We start from the raw sequence: 20,457 nt of genomic DNA, 5'->3' as shown, positions 1-20,457 counted from the left end.
CATCGGCTCAGCCCTCCAGCAGCACGCCGCAGCGGTCCGTCCAGTTCACCCAGACCTCGTCTTCCCAGGTGAAGCTGCGCCGCGTGTCGCGTTCGGTGTTGAAATTCTGCGCCTTGATGATCTGCCCGTTGCCGAGCTCTACATGGTAGGTCGAGAGGTTGCCGAGATAGCCGATGTCGATCACCTTGCCGCGCAGGACGTTATCGTCCTCGGGCTTGTTGCGGTGGATCTCGACCTTTTCGGGCCGCACCGCCACATAGCCGGTCTGGCCGTTCGACAGGGTCAGCGGCGAGACGCAGCGCAGCGGCGGCTGGCCCTCGGCCCAGTCGAGCTCGTAGACATCGCCCGCCTTGCGCGCCTTGCCTTCGAGCACGGTCACGTCGCCGAGGAAGCCCGCCACATAGACCGAATTCGGCTGCTCATAGATCACCGGCGGCGTGGCGACCTGCACCAGCCGTCCCTCGTCCATCACCGCGATGCGGGAGGCCACGGTCATCGCCTCCTCCTGATCGTGGGTGACGATCACGAAGGTGGTTCCGGTCTTTTCCTGAATGTCCATGAGCTCGAACTGCGTCTCTTCGCGCAGCTTCTTGTCGAGCGCGCCCAGCGGCTCGTCGAGGAGCAGCAGCTTGGGCGCCTTGGCGAGCGAGCGGGCCAGCGCCACGCGCTGGCGCTGGCCGCCGGAAATCTGGTGCGGCTTGCGCTTGGCGAACTTGGTCAGCCGGGTCAGGCGCAGCATCTCCTCCACGCGGGCTGCGATGGCGTCCTTGTCGCGGCTCTCGCGCTTCAGGCCGAAGGCGATATTCTCCCAGATCGACAGATGCGGGAAGAGCGCGTAGCTCTGGAACATCATGTTCACCGGGCGCTTGTTGGGCGGGATGGATCCGATCTCCTGCCCGCCGAGCCAGATCTCGCCGTCCGAGATCGTCTCGAACCCGGCGAGCATGCGCATCATCGTGGTCTTGCCACAGCCCGAGGGGCCGAGCAGCGCGAAGAACTCGCGTTCGTAGATATCCAGCGACAGCGTGTCGATGGCGGTGAACTCGCCAAAGCGCTTGGTCACGTTGCGGAACTCGATCAGCGGTTTCTGCTGGGGATCGGTCCACGGGGCGAAAACGGTCTGGGCCATGCGGAGAACTGTCCTGTCCGGGTCAAGAAAAAGCCCGCGCCTTGCGGGCGCGGGCCGGTCCGTCGGGGCGTCAGGTGCCCGACTTGATCTTGGTCCAGAGGCGCGTCACCACACGCTGCACCTTTGGCTCGAAGGGCGTGGTGGTGAAGGTGTTCTCCATCGCTGCCGGTGTCGGATAGATCGCCGGATCGCCGATCACGTCCTCGGCGAGGTATTCCTGCGAGGCGAGGTTGCCGTTGGCGTAGTAGACATAGTTCGACGCGGCGGCCATGTTCTGCGCGTCCATGATGAAGTTGAGGAAGGTGTGTGCACCTTCGGGGTTCGGGGCGTCGACAGGAATGGCCATCTGGTCGAACCACATCTGCGCGCCCTCGTCCGGCGCGTAATAGGAAATCTCGACGCCGTTATCCGCCTCGGCGGCGCGGTCGCGGGCCTGAAGCACATCGCCCGACCAGCCCACCGCGACGCAGATATCGCCATTGGCCAGCGCGTTGATGTATTCCGAGCTGTGGAATTTCTGGATATAGGGCCGGATCGGCATATAGACGTCTTCGGCCTTGGCGATCACATCGGGATCGTGGCTGTCGGGGTCTTCGCCGATATAGTTCAGCGCGGCGGGGATCATCTCGGCCGGCGCGTCGAGGAACATCACGCCGCATTCGGCGAGCTTTTCCATGTTCTCGGGCTTGAAGACCAGATCCCAGGAGGTCACCGGCGCATCCTCGCCCAGCAGTTCCTTGACCTTGGCCTCGTTCACGCCGAGCCCGGTGGTGCCCCACATGTAGTTGATGGAGTATTCGTTGCCGGGGTCGTATTTCGACGTCCGGTCGGCGATCACGTCCCACATGTTTTCCAGATTGGGCAGCTGCGACTTGTCGAGCTTCTGGAAGGCACCCGCCATGATCTGGCGTTGCAGGAAGGTGCCGGTGGGCACCACGACATCATAGCCCGAGCCGCCGGCGAGCATCTTGGTCTCGAGCACCTCGTTGCTGTCGAACACGTCGTAGATCAAGTCGAGGCCGGTTTCCTCCTCGAACTTGGTCAGCAGATCCTCGTCGATATAGTCCGACCAGTTATAGACGCGCACCTCCTGCGCCTGGGCCATGCCGGCGACCAGGGCGAGGGTGGCGGTGAAACTCAGAAGGGGTTTCTTCATCATGTGCTCCCGTTGGACAGGGGGTCTTGGCGCCCCGTGGCCTTTGGATTTGATCAAATGTTGCCGTCTATGGCAACATGAGAGATGTTTCCACGGGCTGCGATAGCGTGCAAGATGGCTTCGCGGGCGTTTTGATTAAGCGGGAGGCAGATGGTGAACATACGGGCAGAGACCGCGGGCCTTCCGGCGCATGAAATCGTCTATCGCCGGCTGCGCGACATGATTCTCTTTGGCGAGCTGGCGCCCGGGCAGCCGGTAACCATCCAGGGGCTGGTGGAGCGGCTGGAGACCGGCATGACCCCGGTGCGCGAGGCGCTGCGCCGGCTGATCGCCGAGGGCGCGCTGGCGTTTCAGGGCAACCGGCGGATCACCGTGCCGGTGCTCGACCGCGCCGCCATCGAAGAGCTGACGCTGGCGCGCGAGGCGCTCGAGCCGCAGCTTGCCAGACGCGCGGCGCTGCGCTGCGACGAGGCTGCGCTGGCGCGGCTGACCGCCACCGACGCGCGGCTCGACGCGGCCATCGCCAAGGGTGATGTCACCGGCTATCTGGTCGAGAATCATCAATTCCATGCCGAGCTCAACGCGGTGGCCGAGGCGCCGATCCTCACCGATCTGGTCGAGGGGCTCTGGCTGCGCTTCGGGCCGTCGCTGCGGGTGGTCTGCGGCCAGTTCGGCACGCGCAACCTGCCCGATCAGCACAAGGCCATTCTCGCCGCGCTCGCCGCCCGGGATGCCGACGCCGCCGCGCAGGCGATGCAGGCGGATGTCGCGCAGGGAATGACGCAGATCGCCGCCGGTTTGCCTGATTCGATTGACAGCGAATAATTTGATCATATTCTGCGCGACAAACCCCAGAATTCAGGAGTCGCGGCCATGACGCTCATTTCTCCCAACGCGCCCACCGCCGAATTGCAGGCGCTGGACGCCGCCCACCACATGCACCCGTTCACCACCGGTGCCGATCTTGCGAAAAAGGGCGCGCGGGTGATCACCCGTGCCGAAGGCTGCTGGCTCACCGACAGCGAGGGCGAGCGCATCCTCGACGGCATGGCCGGGCTCTGGTGCGTGAATATCGGCTACGGGCGCAAGGAACTGGCCGCCGCCGCCGCGCGCCAAATGGAAGAGCTGCCCTATTACAACACCTTCTTCCAGACCACCCATGTGCCGGCGATCCAGCTCTCGGCACGGCTGGCAGAGCTGGCGCCGGGCGATCTCAACCATGTCTTCTATGCCTCCTCCGGCTCGGAGGCGAACGACACCAATATCCGTCTGGTGCGCACCTACTGGGCCGAAAAGGGCCAGCCCGAGCGCAAGGTGATCATCTCGCGCTGGAACGCCTATCACGGCTCCTCGGTGGGCTCGGCGAGCCTCGGCGGCATGAAGGGCATGCACGGGCAGGGCGGGGTGATTCCCGATGTGCATCATATCGACCAGCCGAACTGGTGGGCCGAGGGCGGCGACATGAGCCCCGAGGAGTTCGGCCTGGAACGCGCCCGTCAGCTAGAGGCGGCGATCGAGGAGATCGGGCCGGAAAAGGTCGCGGCCTTTATCGCCGAGCCGGTGCAGGGCGCCGGCGGCGTGATCGTGCCGCCCGAGACCTACTGGCCGGAAATCCAGCGCATCGTGAAGAAATACGGCATCCTGCTGATCGCCGACGAGGTGATCTGCGGTTTCGGGCGCACCGGCAACTGGTTCGGCTCGCAGACCATGGGCATCACGCCGGACATCATGACCATCGCCAAGGGGCTGAGCTCCGGCTACCAGCCCATCGGCGGCTCGGTCCTCTCGGACGAAGTGGCCTCGGTGATCTCGGGGACCGAATTCAACCACGGCTATACCTATTCCGGCCACCCGGTGGCCTGCGCGGTGGCGTTGGAGAACCTGCGCATTCTCGACGAGGAGGGCATCGTCGCCCGGGTGCGTGACGAAACCGGCCCCTATCTGAAGGAAAAATTCGAATCGCTGGCCGAGCACACGCTGGTGGGCGAGGCCAAGATTGTCGGCTTCATGGGCTCCCTTGCGCTCACCCCGGACAAGGCGGCGCGCGCGCCCTTCGCCTCGGATGCCGGCACCGTCGGCTATATCTGTCGCGAGCGCTGTTTCGCCAACAATCTGGTGATGCGCCATGTGGGCGACCGCATGATCATCTCGCCGCCGCTGGTGCTGAGCAAGGGTGAGATCGACACGCTGATCGAGCGCGCCTGGAAATCGCTCGACGAATGCCACGCGGCGCTCAAGTCCGAAGGGCTGATGGTCGCGGGGACGCGCGGTTAAGCGCATCCCGCCCCGGACTTGATCCGGGGCCTCTGCGAATTTGGCGTGAGGCCCCGGATCAAGTCCGGGGCGGGGCCAAAGGGGGCCTAGCTCACCAGATGCGGTGCGCCGGTGGCCATATTTGTGCCGATATAGGGCTTCTTGGCGCCTTTCCACGCGCCGAACCCGCCTTCCATATGGGCGACGCGGCCAAAGCCGGCATCGAGCGCGGCGCGCGCCACGCGCTCGGAGCGCACGCCGGAGCCGCAATGGAACACGATACGCTTGTCGCTCTGCCCCGGCAGCTTTTCGGCCTTGAAGAAGGCCAGCGGCATCAGCAGCGCGCCCTCCACATGTTCGAACATGAATTCCTGCGGGGTGCGCACGTCGATCAGAACGATCTCGTTCCTGTCGAAGGCCTCGGCGACCTCGTCGACGGTCCAGGTTTCCAGAATGCCGTCGCCGACCTGTTCGGTTTTCATGGCGTCTATCCTTTCGGAGGTTGTGAGAAACTCTCTGTTCGATAAGTGCGGCGCCGCTTCCCGTTCCGCAAGGGGGCGGTGCCGCGCCGCGGCATCCCGCCGCGAGGGCACGCGCGCCGGATTGGTCACCGCGCGGGCAGAGACCCGGGCAAATCCCGCTGCGCTGCACTGGTATGCTGTTTTCGTGATGCAATTTTTTGCAGTTTCGGTTTTCTAGAGGGAAAGAGGGCGTTTGGCGGCGGCAGGCCGGCGCGCCGGGAACGGGACGGAGACGGGACATGATCAATTTTCTGGCAATCGAATCGTGGATCGAATTCGCCGTGCGCTGGCTGCATGTGATCACCGGCATCGCCTGGATCGGCTCGTCCTTCTATTTCATTGCGCTCGATCTCGGGCTGCATCGCGACCGCAACCTCGCCTCGGGCGCCGATGGCGAGGAGTGGCAGGTGCATGGCGGCGGCTTCTACCACATCCAGAAATATCTCGTGGCGCCCGACCAAATGCCCGGCGATCTGGTCTGGTTCAAATGGGAAAGCTACGTCACCTGGCTGTCGGGCTTCGCCATGCTGGTGCTGGTCTATTACCTCGGCGCGGAATTCTATCTGGTCGATCCTGAGGTGCTCGACATTCCGATCTGGCTCGGCATCGTCATTTCGCTGCTGTCGCTCTCAATCGGCTGGATCTGCTACGACCTGCTGTGCAAATCGAAATTCGGCGACGACAACACCCGGCTGATGCTGCTGCTCTTCGTGATCCTGGTGGCCATGGCCTGGGGCTATACGCAGATATTCTCCGGACGCGCGGCGCTCTTGCATCTTGGCGCCTTCACCGCCTCGATCATGACCGCCAACGTGTTCTTCATCATCATACCGAACCAGAAGGTGGTGGTGGACGACCTGATCAACGGGCGCACGCCCGATCCGAAATACGGCAAGATCGCCAAGCAGCGCTCGACCCATAACAACTACCTGACGCTGCCGGTGCTGTTCCTGATGCTGTCGAACCACTACCCGCTGGCCTTTGCCAGCGAATACAACTGGATCATCGCCAGCCTGGTTTTCCTGATGGGCGTCACCATCCGACATTTCTTCAACACCATGCATGCGCGCAAGGGCACGCCCTACTGGACCTGGCTGGTCACAGCGCTGCTCTTCATCGCGATCATGTGGCTGTCGACGGCGAACCTGCCGGGCGAGGCGGATTGGGAGGCCGAGGCGCAGGGCGCCACGCTGCGCTATGCGCAGGCCGAAGGGTTCGAGGATGTGCAGGATATCGTGCTGGGCCGCTGCTCCATGTGCCACAGCGCCGAGCCGGGCTGGGACGGGCTGGCCTGGGCGCCCAAGGGCGTGCATCTCGACAGCGCGCAGGGCATCGCGGCCAATGCCAAGGCGATCTATCTTCAGGCCGGGCTGAGCCGCGCCATGCCCCCCGCCAACCTGTCCTTCATGGAGGACAGCGAACGTGAGGTCATCCGCCGCTGGTTCGAAGCGGCGGGTGAGGGCTGAGCCGGGTTACTGCGTGTCCTTGAAGACCGCCGAGACCGGGCGGAACCAGACCTTGGCAAAGGGTTCGCCGTAAAGGGCTGCGATGGTTTCATAGGTGAAACGGGTCACGGGCATGGTCTGTCTCCTCGGTCTGCTCGAATGGTCTTGAAATATTCCTGCGCCATCCTCGCATGTAGTTTGCAGATATTTCCCTAATGGGTCGATTGCGACTTTGGTTCCATGCGCAACACTGTTGCCCCACAGCCGCATTCGCCCGTTTCAGAATCGCGGCGGACCTGCTAAGTTTTGTGGAATGAATACGTTTAGCCCCAATATCCGCCCTGTTATCCGCCAGCTCGACGACGCCGCGATCAACCGGATCGCGGCGGGCGAGGTGGTTGAGCGCCCGTCTTCGGCGGTCAAGGAACTGGTCGAGAACGCCATCGACGCGGGCGCACGGCGGATCACGGTCGAGGTGGCGGACGGCGGCAAGACGCTGATCCGGGTCAGCGACGACGGCTGCGGTATGTCGCCCGAAGAGCTGCCGCTGGCGCTGTCGCGCCACGCCACATCGAAGATCGACGGCAGCGATCTTCTGAATATCCACAGCTTTGGCTTTCGCGGCGAGGCGCTGCCGTCTCTGGGCGCCGTCGGCCGGCTGGTGATCCAGAGCCGAGCCGCAGGCGAGGAGGGGGCCGAGCTTTCCGTTTCCGGCGGGCAGATGTCCGGTGTCAAACCCTGCGCGTTGAACGGCGGCACGGTGGTCACGCTGCGCGATCTGTTCTTTGCCACGCCGGCGCGGCTGAAATTCCTGCGCAGCGACCGTGCCGAGATGATGGCGATCTCCGAGGTAATCAAGCGGCTGGCCATGGCCGAGCCCTCGGTCGGCTTTACCCTGCGCGATGTGAGCGAGGGCAAGGATCGCGTGACATTCCGCGCCGACCCCTGCTCGGGCGATCTCTTCGATGCGCTGCGCGGGCGGCTGGCGCAGGTCATGGGGGCGGAGTTCACCGACAATGCACTCAGCATCGACGCCGAGCGCGAGGGGTTCCGCCTCACCGGCCTTGCGGCGCTGCCGACCTATTCGCGCGGCACCTCGGTGGCGCAGTATCTCTTCGTCAACGGGCGCCCGGTGCAGGACAAGCTGCTGCATGGTGCGCTGCGCGGCGCCTATGCGGATTTCCTCAGCCGCGAGCGGCATCCGGCGGTGGCGCTGTTTGTCGATTGCGACCCGCACAAGGTGGATGTGAACGTGCATCCGGCGAAATCCGAGGTGCGGTTCCGCGATCCCGGCGTGGTGCGCGGGCTGATCGTCTCGGCACTCCGCCACGCACTGGCCGAGGCCGGGCACCGCGCGTCGAGCACCGTGGCGGGCGCGACGCTGGGCGCGATGCGGCCCGAGCCTTCCGGCCCGCCGCGTGTGTATCAGATGGACCGGCCCTCGCAGGGCGCGCTCTCCACCGCGTGGAAAGCACAGGCACCGATGCCCGCGCCGCAGCCGCCCGAGGCGGGCTTTGCCGAGATGGCGCAGGACTATTCCGGCCGCGTCGACCCGGTCGAAGAGGCGCCGCAAGGGGCCGATGAGAGCCACCCGCTGGGCGCCGCGCGCGGCCAGGTGCACGAGAACTACATCATCGCCCAGACCGGCGACGGCATCGTCATCGTCGACCAGCACGCCGCGCATGAGCGCCTCGTCTATGAAAAGCTGAAACACCAGATGGCCGAGCGCGGCGTCGCCGCCCAGGCGCTGTTGATCCCCGAGATTGTCGAGTTCTCCGCCGACGACCTGTCGCGGCTGCTGTCGATCGCCGAAGATCTCGCCCGCATGGGGCTCAGTATCGAACCCTTCGGCGGCAGCGCCGTCGCCGTGCGCGAAACCCCGGCGATTCTGGGCGAGGTCAACGCCAGGGCGCTGCTTTCCGACATTCTCGACGAGCTGGCGGATTACGGCAGCTCGCAACTGGTTCAGGAGAAAATCGAGGCGATCCTCTCCCGCGTCGCCTGCCACGGCTCGATCCGCTCGGGCCGCCGCATGCGCGCCGAGGAGATGAACGCGCTCCTGCGCGAGATGGAGGCGACGCCGCATTCCGGCCAGTGCAACCATGGCCGGCCCACCTATGTGGAGCTGAAGCTCTCCGATATCGAGCGGCTTTTCGGACGCACATGACCGACCCGCTGACGCTCGCGCTGGACGATCCGCGCCTCTGGGCTGCGCTGGCGCTGGGGGCGCTGCTGCTGGTCATGGCGCTGGCGATCCGCGCAGCCAACCGCGCGGCGCGTCTGGCGCAGCCGCTGGCCCAGCTCAATGCCCGCGTGCAGGCGCTGGGCGAGGGGCAGGAGCGGCTGTCCGGCGGGCTGCATCATGTCACCGAGGCGCAGCTGCAAAGCCAGACCGCCATGCTGGAGCTGATGGAGCGCCGGCTCGCCGAGGTTCAGGGCCATATGTCGGAAAGCCTGCACGGCACCGCCCGGCGCACCGCCCACAGCCTCGGCGAGTTGCAGGAACGGCTCAAGGCCATCGACCGGGCGCAGGAGAATATCTCGCGGCTCTCGGGCGATGTTCTGTCGCTTCAGGACATCCTGTCGAACAAGCAGACGCGCGGCGCCTTTGGCGAGATCCAGCTCACCGATATCGTGTCCAAGGCGCTGCCCGCCGACAGTTTCACGCTTCAGGCGACCCTGTCGAACGGGCGCCGCGCCGATTGCCTCATCCATATGCCCGAACCGCCGGGTCCCATCGTCATCGACGCGAAATTCCCGCTCGAAGCCTATGAGGCACTGCAAAGGGCGGAGATGGGCGACAGCCGCACCCGCGCTGCGCAGGCCTTTCGTCTCTCGGTGCGCAAACATCTGCGCGACATCGCCAGCCGCTACATCATCGAGGGCGAGACCGCCGATTCGGCGCTGATGTTCCTGCCCTCCGAGGCGGTCTATGCCGAGCTGCACGCCAACCACCCCGAAGTGGTGCGCGAGGGCTTCAACCTGCGGGTCTGGATCGTCTCGCCCACCACCTGCATGGCCACGCTCAACACCCTGCGCGCGGTGCTCAAGGATGCGCGGATGCGCGAGCAGGCCGGCGCGATCAGGCGCGAGCTGGCGTTACTCAATGCCGATGTCGAGCGGCTGGGCACGCGGGTGGAGAATCTCGACCGGCATTTCGGGCAGGCCGCCAAGGACGTGGCCGAGATCCGCATCAGCGCCGACAAAGCCGGCCAACGCGCCCGCCGGCTCGACAATTTCGATTTCGAGGACCGGCGCGGGGATACGGTTGTGCCGCTGCCGCGCAACTCCTGAAAGCACGTCGCCCTTCCCCCCGGTATCAAACTTACGTATGCCGCATCGCAGATGTTTTGCCAGACCGACCGTCCTGCCGTATTCTTGCGCAAGATCAAGGACGGGAGGCCGGCCCCGGCCCATGCTGCCGGACCAGATAGAGGAGACGGGAAATGGAAGAGATCAGTGTCCGGAAGGTCGCCCATGTGATCCTGCTGGCGCGCGAGATCGACCGGGGCGAAGGCGAGCTGCGCGGGGTCATCGACCAGATGACCGAAGAGGAACAGGCCGCGCTGGTCGCGATCATGTGGATCGGTCGCGACGCGTTCGATGCCGACGAATGGGCCGAGGCCTATGCCACCGCCGTGTCCGAAGCCTCGACGCCGACCGCCGATTACCTGATCGGCACGCCGCATGTGGCCGACCATCTCGAAGCCGGTCTCGAAGCGTTGGGATACGATTCCTCCGACGAGGAAGACGAGCTGCTGCGCCGCGGCGCCTGAGCCGGTTCAGCGCAGCGCACGCCCCTTGACGATGGCATCGCCGCCGAACCGGGCGCGGATCGCATCCGTCGCCCGCTCGGCGCTGGCGCGTTTCGTCGCCTGCGGGTCGAGCAGATCGCCCAGCCGGTCGGCCTGATCGGCGGGCACAAGCTGCGAGATCCCGGCCCCCAGCAGCCGGTAGGGACCGCGCGGCCCCATCTGGTCGAACAGCGCCCGCGCCTCGCGATAGATCCGGTCGGCCATCTGCGTCGCATCCTCCAGCGCGTGGCGCCGGGTGATCAGCTTGAAATCGGCGCGCTTCGCCTTGAGCGTCACCACCCGCCCCGCAAGCCCCTTGGCCTTTGCGCGGTCGGCGACCTTTTCGCACATCCGCCAGAGATGGCCGTCGAGAATATCCGGATCGGCGGTGTCCTCGTGAAAGGTGGTCTCGTTCGAGATCGACTTCACCGGCGCATCGCGGGTGACGCGGCGCTTGTCCTCGCCGCGTGCCAGATGCCAGAGCCGGTCGCCCATCGACCCGAACCGCGCGATCAGATCCTCGCGCTGCCAGCGCAGCAGATCCTCGAAGGTGCGGATGCCCGAGCGGTCCAGCGCGTCCTGCCCCGCCTGGCCCACGCCCCAGATCATCCGTACCGGCTGCGGGCGCAGGAACTCCTGCGTCTCGGCCTTTCCGATCACCGAAAACCCGTGCGGCTTGTCGAGATCCGAGGCGATCTTGGCGAGAAACTTGTTATGCGAAAGCCCGATGGAGCCGGTCAGCCCCAGCTCGTCGCGCATGCGCTTCACCAGCCGTGCCAGCATCACCGCCGGCGGATGCCCGTGCAGCCGCGCGGTGCCGGTCAGATCCAGAAACGCCTCGTCCAGCGACAGCGGTTCGATCGCGGGCGTCAGCTCTTCCATGAAGCCGCGAATCTGTCGTGAGACCTCGGCGTAGAGCGACATGCGCGGTTTCAGCACCACCGCGTCCGGGCAAAGCTGGAGCGCCTTGAACATCGGCATGGCCGAACGCACCCCCCGGATGCGCGCCACGTAGCAGGCGGTCGAGACGACGCCGCGCTTGCCGCCGCCGATGATCAGCGGCTTGTCGGCCAGTTCGGAATTTTCGCGTTTCTCGACGCTGGCATAGAAGGCATCGCAATCCATATGCGCGATGGAGAGCGACCACAGCTCGTCATGCGAGACGATGCGCGGGCGCCCGCAGGCCGGGCAGCGGGGTCCGGTCTCGAACTCTGTCAGGCAATCGCGGCACAGCGCTGGCATGGCTGGTAATTCCGAAGCGAATGGTTACCTGTGCAGTATAGGCGGTAACAGAGGTCAGGGCCACGATGTGAGCTTTGCTGGAGCGAAAGTGATGCTGTTTCTCGGGGAGGATCTCCTCGTGATCCGGCGCGATCATACCGCGGGGATCCCCTGGCCGGGCTATCTCGATTTTCCCGGCGGCGGGCGCGAGGCCGGCGAGTCGCCCGAGGCCTGCGCCCTGCGCGAAACCCGCGAAGAGGTTGGGATAGACCTGCCTGAAGACGCGCTGATCTGGCGCCACCGCCACGGGCAGGCCTGGTTTTTCGCCGCGCATCTGCCGGCGGAGCGTGTCGGAGATGTGAGTTTCGGCGATGAGGGTTATGGCTGGCAGCTCATGCCTCCGCAGGAATATGCGGCGCGCGAGGATGCGATTCCGCATTTCCGCGCGTTGCTGAGCGCCTATCTTTCGGGGCGGCCCTGAAGGGTCACGCGGCGTCGCCATGCCAGAGGCGCAGCCAGTCGAAGGCGCGGCGCGGGCGCGGCTCTTCCTTGCGCGGCTGTCGCGACGGCTCGGCTGCGGAGGGGCGCAGGCGGGAGCGCAGCCGATCCGGCGCCTGCCGGGCACGCATCGCGTCGGACATGAGCCCGCGCGAGATCTCGGGAAACTCCGCGTTCAGCGGCGCCGGATAGCGGCTGGGCACGCGCAGGCGGCCCGCATCCGTGTAAAAGGTCACCAGCGCCTCGAAACGTTCCTCGGCGGCATTGTAGGTCAGGTTGCCGATCTGGGCGGGGGTCTGTGTCATCGTCCTGCTCCTGCGGTCTCTGTGGATAGAAAACGCAGAGCGCCGCGCTGGGTTCCCGAGACTGCTTTTGCGCCCGCCCGAAGGTCAGCCCCGGTTGGGGCGCTGGGCCTGCGGCGAGCGCAGTTCCTGCTGGATCGACAGCGCCGCGTCGCGCGGGCTGGGCGCGCGCCAGACCGGACGACCGACGACGATGTGATCGGCTCCGGCGGCGATGGCGCTGGCCGGCGTCGCGATACGTTTCTGGTCGTCATCTGCCGTGCCGTAGGGACGCACGCCGGGGGTGACGATGAGCCGGCCCTCGGCCTGTGGCAGGGCGCGGATGCGGGCGGCTTCGTTGGGCGAGGCGATGATGCCGTCGGCGCCGGCTTCAAAGGCGCGGGCGGCGCGTTCGACAACCAGGTCGGCGATATCGCCGTCGCGGATCAGGCTGTTGTCGAGATCGGCGCGGTCGAGCGAGGTGAGGATCGTCACCGCGAGGATCTTGAGATCCTTGCCGCCGGCGCCTTCCTTGGCTGCGCGCACCACATGCGGGTCGCCATGCACAGTGAGGAAATCGAGATCGAACTGCGCCAGCCCGCGCACCGCGTTCTCCACCGTCTGGCCGATATCGAAGAGCTTCATGTCGAGAAAGATGCGCTTGCCGTGCTCCTGCTTGAGCTCGTTGGCCAGCGCCAGACCGCCCCCCGTGAGCATGCCCAGCCCGATCTTGTAGAAGGAGACCGCATCGCCGATGGACTGGGTCAGGTGCAGCGCCTCGATGGCGTTGGGCACGTCGAGGGCAACGATCAGGCGGTCGTCGGACATGGGGGCGCTCCTGTGATCTGGGGACGGGGGTGTCATGCGGTGCCGGCTCCGCGAGGTCAAGCCTCGGGCAGGGGCGGACAAATCCTTTCGAAAGGATTTGCAAATTTCTTCGAAGAAATTTGCCTCCCCGCCGTGCCGGATTTTGTGATCACGGGGCTTGAAGCGCCGCGCTTGGCCGACCATCTTTTGTGATGAGGCCCGAGACCCGGCGTGCTGCCAAGCAGGCGCCAATTTTCCGTTCGGGCGCTTATGGAAGGAGAGACAGGATGAACGTGGAGAAGTTCACGGAACGGTCGCGCGGTTTCATTCAGGCGGCGCAGACCATCGCGATGCGGGAAAGCCACCAGCGGCTCTCGCCCGAGCATATTCTCAAGGCGCTGATGGATGACGAGCAGGGGCTCGCCTCCAATCTTATCACCCGCTCCGGCGGCCAGCCCACGCGCGTGGTCGAGGCGCTTGAGCAGAAGCTCGCCAAGATCCCGAAAGTCGGCGGCGATGCCGGGCAGATCTATCTCGACAGCGCCACCGCCAAGGTGCTGGACGAGGCCGAGAAAATTGCCAAGAAGGCCGGTGACAGCTTTGTCCCCGTGGAACGCATTCTCATGGCGCTGGCCATCGAGAAATCCGGCGCCAAGGAGGCGCTGGACGCGGGCGCCGTGACGCCGCAAAAGCTCAACGAGGCGATCAACGACATCCGCAAGGGCCGCACCGCCGACAGCGCCAATGCCGAGGAAGGCTATGAGGCGCTGAAGAAATATGCGCTGGACCTGACGGAGCGTGCCGAACAGGGAAAGATCGACCCGATCATCGGCCGCGACGAGGAAATCCGCCGCTCGATGCAGGTGCTGTCCCGCCGGACCAAGAACAACCCCGTTCTGATCGGTGAGCCCGGTGTCGGTAAGACTGCCATCGCCGAGGGGCTGGCGCTGCGCATCGTCAATGGCGACGTGCCCGAGAGCCTGCGCAACAAGCGGCTCTTGGCGCTCGACATGGGGGCGCTCATCGCCGGCGCGAAATATCGCGGCGAGTTCGAGGAGCGCCTGAAATCCATCCTGAAGGAGATCGAGAGCGCCGCGGGCGAGATCATCCTCTTCATCGACGAGATGCACACGCTGGTGGGCGCGGGCAAGGCGGACGGGGCGATGGATGCCTCCAACCTGCTGAAACCGGCGCTGGCTCGCGGTGAGCTGCACTGCGTCGGCGCCACCACGCTCGACGAGTACCGCAAGCATGTGGAGAAAGACCCGGCCCTCGCCCGGCGCTTCCAGCCGGTGATGGTGCAGGAGCCCACGGTCGAGGACACGATCTCGATCCTGCGCGGCATCAAGGAGAAATACGAGCTGCACCACGGCGTGCGGATCTCGGACTCTGCCCTGGTGTCGGCGGCGACGCTCTCGCATCGCTACATCACCGACCGGTTCCTGCCCGACAAGGCCATCGACCTGATGGACGAGGCGGCCAGCCGTCTGCGCATGGAAGTCGACAGCAAGCCCGAAGAGCTCGACCAGCTCGACCGCAACATCCTGCAAATGCAGATCGAGGTCGAGGCGCTGAAGCTCGAGGACGACGCGGCGTCGAAGGACCGGCTGGAGACCTTGGAAAAGGAGCTGGCCGAGCTCGAGGAGAAATCCGCCGAGATGACCGCCCAGTGGCAGGCCGAGCGCGACAAGCTGGCCTCGGCCCGCGACATCAAGGAAGAGCTCGACCGTCTGCGCGCCGAGCTGGAGATCGCCAAGCGCGAGGGCAATTACGCCAAGGCGGGCGAGCTGCAATACGGGCGCATCCCGGAGCTGGAGAAAAATCTCACCGAGGCCGAGAATGCCGAGGACGATGTCATGGTCGAAGAGGCCGTGCGTCCCGAGCAGATCGCCGAGGTGGTCGAGCGCTGGACGGGTATCCCGACCTCCAAGATGCTGGAGGGCGAGCGCGAGAAGCTCCTGCGCATGGAAGACGGGCTGCACAAGCGGGTTGTCGGTCAGAACCAGGCGGTGAAGGCGGTGGCGAATGCCGTGCGCCGGGCCCGTGCCGGGCTGAACGACGAGAACCGTCCGCTGGGCTCGTTCCTCTTCCTCGGGCCGACCGGCGTGGGGAAAACCGAGCTGACCAAGGCGGTTGCGGAGTTCCTCTTCGACGACGACAACGCCATGGTGCGGATCGACATGTCGGAATTCATGGAGAAACACTCCGTGGCCCGTCTGATCGGTGCGCCTCCGGGCTATGTCGGCTATGACGAGGGCGGTGTGCTGACCGAGGCCGTGCGCCGGCGCCCCTATCAGGTGGTGTTGTTCGACGAGGTCGAAAAGGCGCATCCGGACGTGTTCAACGTGCTGTTGCAGGTGCTCGACGACGGGGTGCTGACCGACGGTCAGGGCCGCACGGTCGATTTCAAGCAGACGATGATCGTGCTGACCTCGAACCTCGGCTCGCAGGCTCTGTCGCAGCTGCCGGAAGGCGCGGACAGTTCGCAGGCGCGGCGTGACGTGATGGACGCGGTGCGGGCGCATTTCCGCCCCGAGTTCCTCAACCGTCTGGACGAGACGATCATCTTCGACCGGCTGAAGCGGGACGATATGGATGGCATCGTCGAGATCCAGCTGGCGCGTCTGCTCAAACGTCTGGCGCAGCGCAAGGTGCGGCTGGAGCTGGACGAGCCGGCCAAGAAATGGCTGGCCGAGGAGGGCTACGACCCAGTCTTCGGCGCACGTCCGCTGAAACGGGTGATCCAGCGCGCCTTGCAGGATCCGCTGGCCGAGATGATCCTCGGTGGCGATATCCACGACGGCGACACGGTGCCGGTGAGCGCCGGGGCCGACGGGTTGCTGATCGGTGAGCGTGTCGGTGCCTCGAACCGCCCGCGCCCGGACGATGCCGTTGTGCATTGAGCCTTGTGGTCATGAATAGGAAAAGGCCCGCCAACCGGCGGGCCTTTTTCGTTGCGGTGGGGTGACGGGGCGGTGGGCAGATTGCCCACCCTACTTATATGCCGCAGATCCCGTAGGGTGGGCAATCTGCCCACCGTCCGCTGCGCTCAGTCGAGACCGATCGCGGCGCGGGCGAGACCGTCGAGCAGTTCCTGGATCTTCTGCATCTCGCCCTCGGGATAGGCGCGGAAGCCGATGGTGGTGACCTCGGGCGCATCGTGGCGGACCATGACGAAGATATCGTAGGGGCAGAACATCACGTTCATCGGATCCGCCTCCATCACCTCGCGCGAAAGCTGCGCCGAGCAAAAGCTGTAGATATCCGCGTGATCGAAGATCACCACATCCGAGCCGACATCGGCGCGGGTGCGTTCCAGCATGTCGCCGGTATGGCTGACATGGTCGATGACCAGCCCGGCATCGATGATCGCGCTCTCCAGACCGAAGGTCACATCGTCGAAACTCTGGTCGGTGTCGTAGGTCACGACCTCCTCCGCGAGCGCGGGGCCGGCGGCCAAGGCCAGCATTGCCAGCAGTTTTTTCATCTCTCTCCTCCCCAGTGGTTGCCGAACCCGGCGGCGATTGTCACTGTGCCGGTGATACCTGCAAACCGCTAATCATGCAAATCAATGAATATATGAGGGGATAGGATGGGCCCGGCTATGTATGCCCTGCAAATTCTTGCGCTGGTCTTTATCGCGGTCATCGGTGCCGCCATGCTTCTGGCGGTGGCGCTGTTTGTCATCGACCGTACCCAGGCGGGCGACGCGATCCGCCGCAACTATCCCGTGATCGGACGGTTCCGGGGGCTGTTCACCAAGCTGGGCGAGTTCTTTCGCCAGTATTTCTTTGCCATGGACCGCGAGGAGATGCCGTTCAACCGGGCGCAGCGCGACTGGGTCTATAATGCCACCAAGGGCGGCGACAATACCGTGGCCTTCGGCTCGACCCGCAATCTCAACATTCCCGGCACACCGATCTTTGTGAATGCGGTCTTCCCGCCGCTCGACGATCAGTTCGCCAGTACCGAGCCGATGGTGATCGGCCCGCATGCGCGGGTGCCTTACGTGGCCAAGTCGATCTTCAATATCTCGGGCATGAGCTATGGCGCGATCTCGCGCCCGGCGGTGGAGGCGCTGAGCAAGGGCGCCTTCAAGGCAGGGATCTGGCTCAATACCGGCGAAGGAGGACTCTCGCCCTATCACAAGGCGGCGCCCTGCGATCTGGTGTTCCAGATCGGCACCGCCAAGTTCGGGCTGCGCGACGAGCATGGCAATCTGAGCGACGAGAAACTGCGTGCGGTGGCCGCCGATCCGCAGGTGAAGATGTTCGAGCTCAAGCTTGCCCAGGGCGCCAAGCCCGGCAAGGGCGGCATCCTGCCCGGCGAGAAGGTCAACGAAGAGGTCGCGGCCATTCGCGGGCTCAAGGTCGGGCAGGCGGGGATCTCGCCCAACCGTCACAGGGAGATTGACGATTTCGGCGACCTGCTGAACGTGATCGGCCATATCCGCGAGGTCTCGGGCAAGCCGGTGGGGTTCAAGACCGTGATCGGCTCGTCGGACGAGTGGGAGAATCTCTTCGAGATGATCGTCGAGCGCGGCGCCGAAAGCGCGCCCGACTTCATCACCATCGACGGCGGCGAGGGCGGCACCGGGGCCGCGCCCATGCCGCTGATCGACCTTGTCGGCATGCCGATCCGCGAGGCGCTGCCGCGCATCGTCGACCTGCGCGACCGTTACGGGCTCAAGGACCGCATCCGCATCGTCGCCTCGGCCAAGCTGGTGAACCCGGCGGATGTGGCCTGGGCGATCTGTCTCGGCGCCGATTTCATCACCTCGGCGCGCGGCTTCATGTTCTCGATGGGCTGCATCCAGGCGCTGAAATGCAACCGCAACACCTGCCCGACCGGCATCACCACCCACGACCCGCGCCTGCAAAAGGGGCTCGTGGTCGAGGACAAATATGCCAAGGTCGCCAATTACGCCAAGGGCATCATCAAGGAGGTCGAGACCATCGCGCATTCGGTGGGCGTCTCGGAGCCGCGCCAGATGCGGCGGCGCCATGTGCGCATCGTGCAGGCGGATGGCAGCTCGATCCCGTTCAACAAGATCCGCCCAAGTTACAGGACAGACACCGCAACGTGAGTCTTTGTTGGTTTGTGGAACGGCCCTCCGCAGCTACCTTCCTTCGAGGACAGGAGCATAGGAGGGCCCCATGGCACTGCGCTGGAAAGGCGGTCTGAAGGACCGGGACGTTACCGACGAGGCAATCTGGCTGAACCGCCGTCAGCTTCTGGGCGGCTCTGCCGGCCTGGCGCTGGCAGGGCTCGCCGGCGGTGCGCGCGCCGACGCCGCGCTCGAGCCCAACAGCTGGGAAGAGATCACCAGTTACAACAACTATTATGAGTTCGGCACCGGTAAGGACGACCCGGCCCGCCGCGCCGACGCGCTGACCATAGCGCCCTGGAGCGTGAAGATCGACGGGCTGGTCGACCGCCCCGGCGATTACGCTTTCGAAGACATCCTTGCGCAGATGACGCTGGAGGAACGCATCTATCGGTTCCGCTGCGTCGAGGCCTGGTCGATGGTGGTGCCCTGGACCGGGTTCGAGCTGGCCGACCTGCTGGATCTGGCGGGGGTGCAATCCTCGGCGAAGTATGTGGCCTTCGAAACCGTGCTCAATCGCGACGAGATGCCGGGCACCGCCTACCGGGTGCTCGACTGGCCCTATGTGGAGGGGCTGCGGCTCGACGAGGCGGTGCATCCGCTGACCATCATGGCGACGGGCATCTACGGGCGCGACATCCCCAAACAGAACGGCGCGCCGCTGCGGCTGGTGGTGCCATGGAAATACGGCTTCAAGTCGATCAAGTCGGTGGTGCGCGTCACGCTCACCGAGGATGAGCCGCCGACGAGCTGGAACAAGGCCAATGCCCGCGAATACGGCTTCTATTCCAACGTGAACCCGGAGGTGGATCACCCGCGCTGGAGCCAGGCCACCGAGCGCCGGATCGGCGGCGGTCTCTTTGCCAAGCGCGAGCCGACGCTGATGTTCAACGGCTATGAGGAGGAGGTGGCAAGCCTCTATGCCGGCATGGATCTGGGCAAGTTCTTCTGATGATCGCCGACAGGATCAACAGGCTGGCGCGGCGGGTGCCGAACTGGACCCTGTATATACTGTGTCCGCTCCCGGCGCTCTGGTATCTCTGGCTGGGGCTGACCGGAGGGCTTGGCGTCGAGCCGATCAAGGCGCTGGAGCATGCGCTGGGCGAGCTGGCCTTGCAGCTCCTTATCGCGGTGCTCTGCATCTCGCCGCTGCGCAAACATGCCGGGGTGAACCTGCTGAAGTTCCGCCGCGCGCTCGGGCTCATCGCCTTTCTCTATGTCACGCTGCATCTGCTGGTCTGGCTGCTGCTCGATGTGCAGATCCCGGCGCAGATCTGGGCGGATATCGTCAAACGCCCCTATATCACCGTGGGCATGGCGGCTTTTGTGCTGCTGATCCCGCTGGCGCTGACCTCCAACAACCTGTCGCTGCGGCGGCTGGGCGGCAAGCGCTGGCGGCAGTTGCACAAGCTCACCTATGGCGCGGTGCTGCTGGGCGGGCTGCATTACGTGATGCTGGCGAAGGGCTTTCAGATAGAGCCTCTGATCTATCTGGCGGCGATCCTGGGGCTCTTGGCGCTGCGGCTGCCGGCGCTCGGCAGCCCGGACCGGGCGCGTCAGCGCGGCTGAGCGGCGCGCAGGCCCGCCTTTTCTTCGCGTTCTTTCCAAACCGCACAGGGCTTCAGCGGGATCACGGGGGTGATGACGCGCTGCGGAGCAGAAGATGAATCGCCGATTCCGCCGGAATCGGCGATTTTTGCTGTCCGGAGGTGGAAAATCCCGCGCGCGGAGGCTGGCCTCCGGAGTTTACCGCACGAGTCGGGAGGGGTGTGACGCGGTTTTCGGGCCGATCTGAGGTGTGACTCGGCCTCGCAAATCGGGGTGCATCGGGTCTTCTTGGGGATAACCCTGTGAGTAACCCAAAATCTGGTGGCAGAGCGCGGGTGTTCGACGGGCCGGCATCGTGAAAATCCACGATCTTTGAAAAAATTCCCTCCGTAAGATTCTGTTTTAAAATGATAATCCAAGAAATTAAAAAAAAGATGACGGTTTCTTCAAAAACCGCTTGCGGCTCCCGGCATCAATCCGTAAACACCCCCTCACCGGCGGCGCTGAGGCGCACAACGGGACGCCAGACGGGGCGGCGGCGACGAGGAAACGAGGCGCTGACGCAGACGAGGCGGAGGTAACATCGAGAGGCTTGACGGGCGGGCGCGCCGAAGAAGTTAGGGCGCACTGGTCTGGTTTTTGTCTCTCACGCTCTTTGACATCGCAGATATCTGAAGAGATATGCGGGCGGCTCTGG

The 20,457-nt window shown here is 65.0% G+C and carries 18 protein-coding genes; 11 read left to right on the top strand and 7 right to left on the bottom strand.

Annotated elements, in window-relative coordinates:
• Window positions 1-7: 7 nt before the first annotated feature.
• Entirely contained in the window at window positions 8-1,129 is a 1,122-nt protein-coding gene (locus I6N89_RS21725; RefSeq protein ID WP_207020518.1) for an ABC transporter ATP-binding protein, read from the bottom strand.
• Between the two features lie 70 nt (window positions 1,130-1,199).
• On the bottom strand, window positions 1,200-2,285 hold the full coding sequence (locus I6N89_RS21720; protein WP_207020517.1) for a polyamine ABC transporter substrate-binding protein: 1,086 nt from the start codon (window positions 2,283-2,285) through the stop codon (window positions 1,200-1,202).
• 150 nt (window positions 2,286-2,435) lie between these two features.
• Between I6N89_RS21720 and I6N89_RS21715 the strand changes: the two genes are divergently transcribed.
• Both I6N89_RS21715 and I6N89_RS21710 read left to right on the top strand, forming a co-directional pair.
• On the top strand, window positions 2,436-3,110 hold the full coding sequence (locus tag I6N89_RS21715; RefSeq protein WP_207020516.1) for a GntR family transcriptional regulator: 675 nt from the start codon (window positions 2,436-2,438) through the stop codon (window positions 3,108-3,110).
• A gap of 48 nt (window positions 3,111-3,158) precedes the next feature.
• The gene (locus I6N89_RS21710) at window positions 3,159-4,559 is read left to right on the top strand and encodes an aspartate aminotransferase family protein (RefSeq protein WP_207020515.1); all 1,401 of its coding nucleotides are present in this window, start codon (window positions 3,159-3,161) and stop codon (window positions 4,557-4,559) included.
• A gap of 86 nt (window positions 4,560-4,645) precedes the next feature.
• Here I6N89_RS21710 and I6N89_RS21705 read toward each other — a convergent pair whose 3' ends face one another.
• Window positions 4,646-5,020, bottom strand: coding sequence for a rhodanese-like domain-containing protein (locus tag I6N89_RS21705; protein WP_207020514.1), 375 nt, complete (start codon window positions 5,018-5,020; stop codon window positions 4,646-4,648).
• Window positions 5,021-5,298: 278 nt separating this feature from the next.
• Here I6N89_RS21705 and I6N89_RS21700 point away from each other — a divergent pair, with 278 nt between their 5' ends.
• From I6N89_RS21700 to I6N89_RS21685, 4 genes are all read left to right on the top strand, one after another.
• Window positions 5,299-6,525 (top strand): urate hydroxylase PuuD, encoded by a 1,227-nt coding sequence (locus I6N89_RS21700; RefSeq protein WP_207020513.1) that lies wholly within the window; start codon window positions 5,299-5,301, stop codon window positions 6,523-6,525.
• 292 nt (window positions 6,526-6,817) lie between these two features.
• Entirely contained in the window at window positions 6,818-8,671 is a 1,854-nt protein-coding gene (gene mutL / locus I6N89_RS21695; protein WP_207020512.1) for a DNA mismatch repair endonuclease MutL, read from the top strand.
• Window positions 8,668-9,798: a DNA recombination protein RmuC gene (locus I6N89_RS21690; protein ID WP_207020511.1), complete on the top strand. Its 1,131-nt coding sequence runs from the start codon at window positions 8,668-8,670 to the stop codon at window positions 9,796-9,798. The genes mutL and I6N89_RS21690 overlap by 4 nt, the downstream gene beginning before the upstream one ends.
• A 152-nt stretch (window positions 9,799-9,950) precedes the next feature.
• Window positions 9,951-10,280, top strand: a complete 330-nt coding sequence (locus I6N89_RS21685; protein WP_076698243.1) for a DUF3775 domain-containing protein — start codon at window positions 9,951-9,953, stop codon at window positions 10,278-10,280.
• Window positions 10,281-10,286: 6 nt separating this feature from the next.
• Here I6N89_RS21685 and I6N89_RS21680 read toward each other — a convergent pair whose 3' ends face one another.
• Entirely contained in the window at window positions 10,287-11,540 is a 1,254-nt protein-coding gene (locus I6N89_RS21680) for a DNA polymerase IV (protein ID WP_207020510.1), read from the bottom strand.
• Window positions 11,541-11,631: 91 nt separating this feature from the next.
• On the opposite strand from I6N89_RS21680, the gene I6N89_RS21675 reads away from it, so the two are divergent.
• On the top strand, window positions 11,632-12,000 hold the full coding sequence (locus I6N89_RS21675) for an NUDIX domain-containing protein (protein ID WP_236016774.1): 369 nt from the start codon (window positions 11,632-11,634) through the stop codon (window positions 11,998-12,000).
• Between the two features lie 4 nt (window positions 12,001-12,004).
• Here I6N89_RS21675 and I6N89_RS21670 read toward each other — a convergent pair whose 3' ends face one another.
• Window positions 12,005-12,322 (bottom strand): hypothetical protein, encoded by a 318-nt coding sequence (locus tag I6N89_RS21670; protein ID WP_207020508.1) that lies wholly within the window; start codon window positions 12,320-12,322, stop codon window positions 12,005-12,007.
• A gap of 84 nt (window positions 12,323-12,406) precedes the next feature.
• A complete protein-coding gene (pyrF, locus tag I6N89_RS21665; RefSeq protein ID WP_207020507.1) occupies window positions 12,407-13,126 on the bottom strand; it encodes an orotidine-5'-phosphate decarboxylase in 720 nt (239 codons plus the stop codon).
• A gap of 266 nt (window positions 13,127-13,392) precedes the next feature.
• Here pyrF and clpB point away from each other — a divergent pair, with 266 nt between their 5' ends.
• On the top strand, window positions 13,393-16,008 hold the full coding sequence (clpB, locus tag I6N89_RS21660; RefSeq protein ID WP_207020506.1) for an ATP-dependent chaperone ClpB: 2,616 nt from the start codon (window positions 13,393-13,395) through the stop codon (window positions 16,006-16,008).
• 146 nt (window positions 16,009-16,154) lie between these two features.
• On the opposite strand, the gene I6N89_RS21655 is transcribed toward clpB, so the two are convergent.
• Window positions 16,155-16,592, bottom strand: coding sequence for a DUF302 domain-containing protein (locus I6N89_RS21655; RefSeq protein ID WP_207020505.1), 438 nt, complete (start codon window positions 16,590-16,592; stop codon window positions 16,155-16,157).
• Between the two features lie 105 nt (window positions 16,593-16,697).
• Between I6N89_RS21655 and I6N89_RS21650 the strand changes: the two genes are divergently transcribed.
• From I6N89_RS21650 to msrQ, 3 genes are all read left to right on the top strand, one after another.
• On the top strand, window positions 16,698-18,191 hold the full coding sequence (locus tag I6N89_RS21650; protein ID WP_207020504.1) for an FMN-binding glutamate synthase family protein: 1,494 nt from the start codon (window positions 16,698-16,700) through the stop codon (window positions 18,189-18,191).
• A 70-nt stretch (window positions 18,192-18,261) separates the two neighbouring features.
• Window positions 18,262-19,164, top strand: coding sequence for a protein-methionine-sulfoxide reductase catalytic subunit MsrP (gene msrP, locus I6N89_RS21645; RefSeq protein ID WP_207020503.1), 903 nt, complete (start codon window positions 18,262-18,264; stop codon window positions 19,162-19,164).
• Window positions 19,164-19,781 (top strand): protein-methionine-sulfoxide reductase heme-binding subunit MsrQ, encoded by a 618-nt coding sequence (msrQ, locus tag I6N89_RS21640; protein ID WP_207020502.1) that lies wholly within the window; start codon window positions 19,164-19,166, stop codon window positions 19,779-19,781. Before msrP ends, msrQ begins: the two co-directional genes overlap by 1 nt.
• The last annotated feature ends 676 nt before the right edge of the window (window positions 19,782-20,457 follow it).

Source organism: Salipiger abyssi, assembly GCF_017311415.1.
GTDB lineage: Bacteria > Pseudomonadota > Alphaproteobacteria > Rhodobacterales > Rhodobacteraceae > Salipiger > Salipiger abyssi_A.
This window is presented reverse-complemented; position numbering and strand designations above follow the sequence as displayed.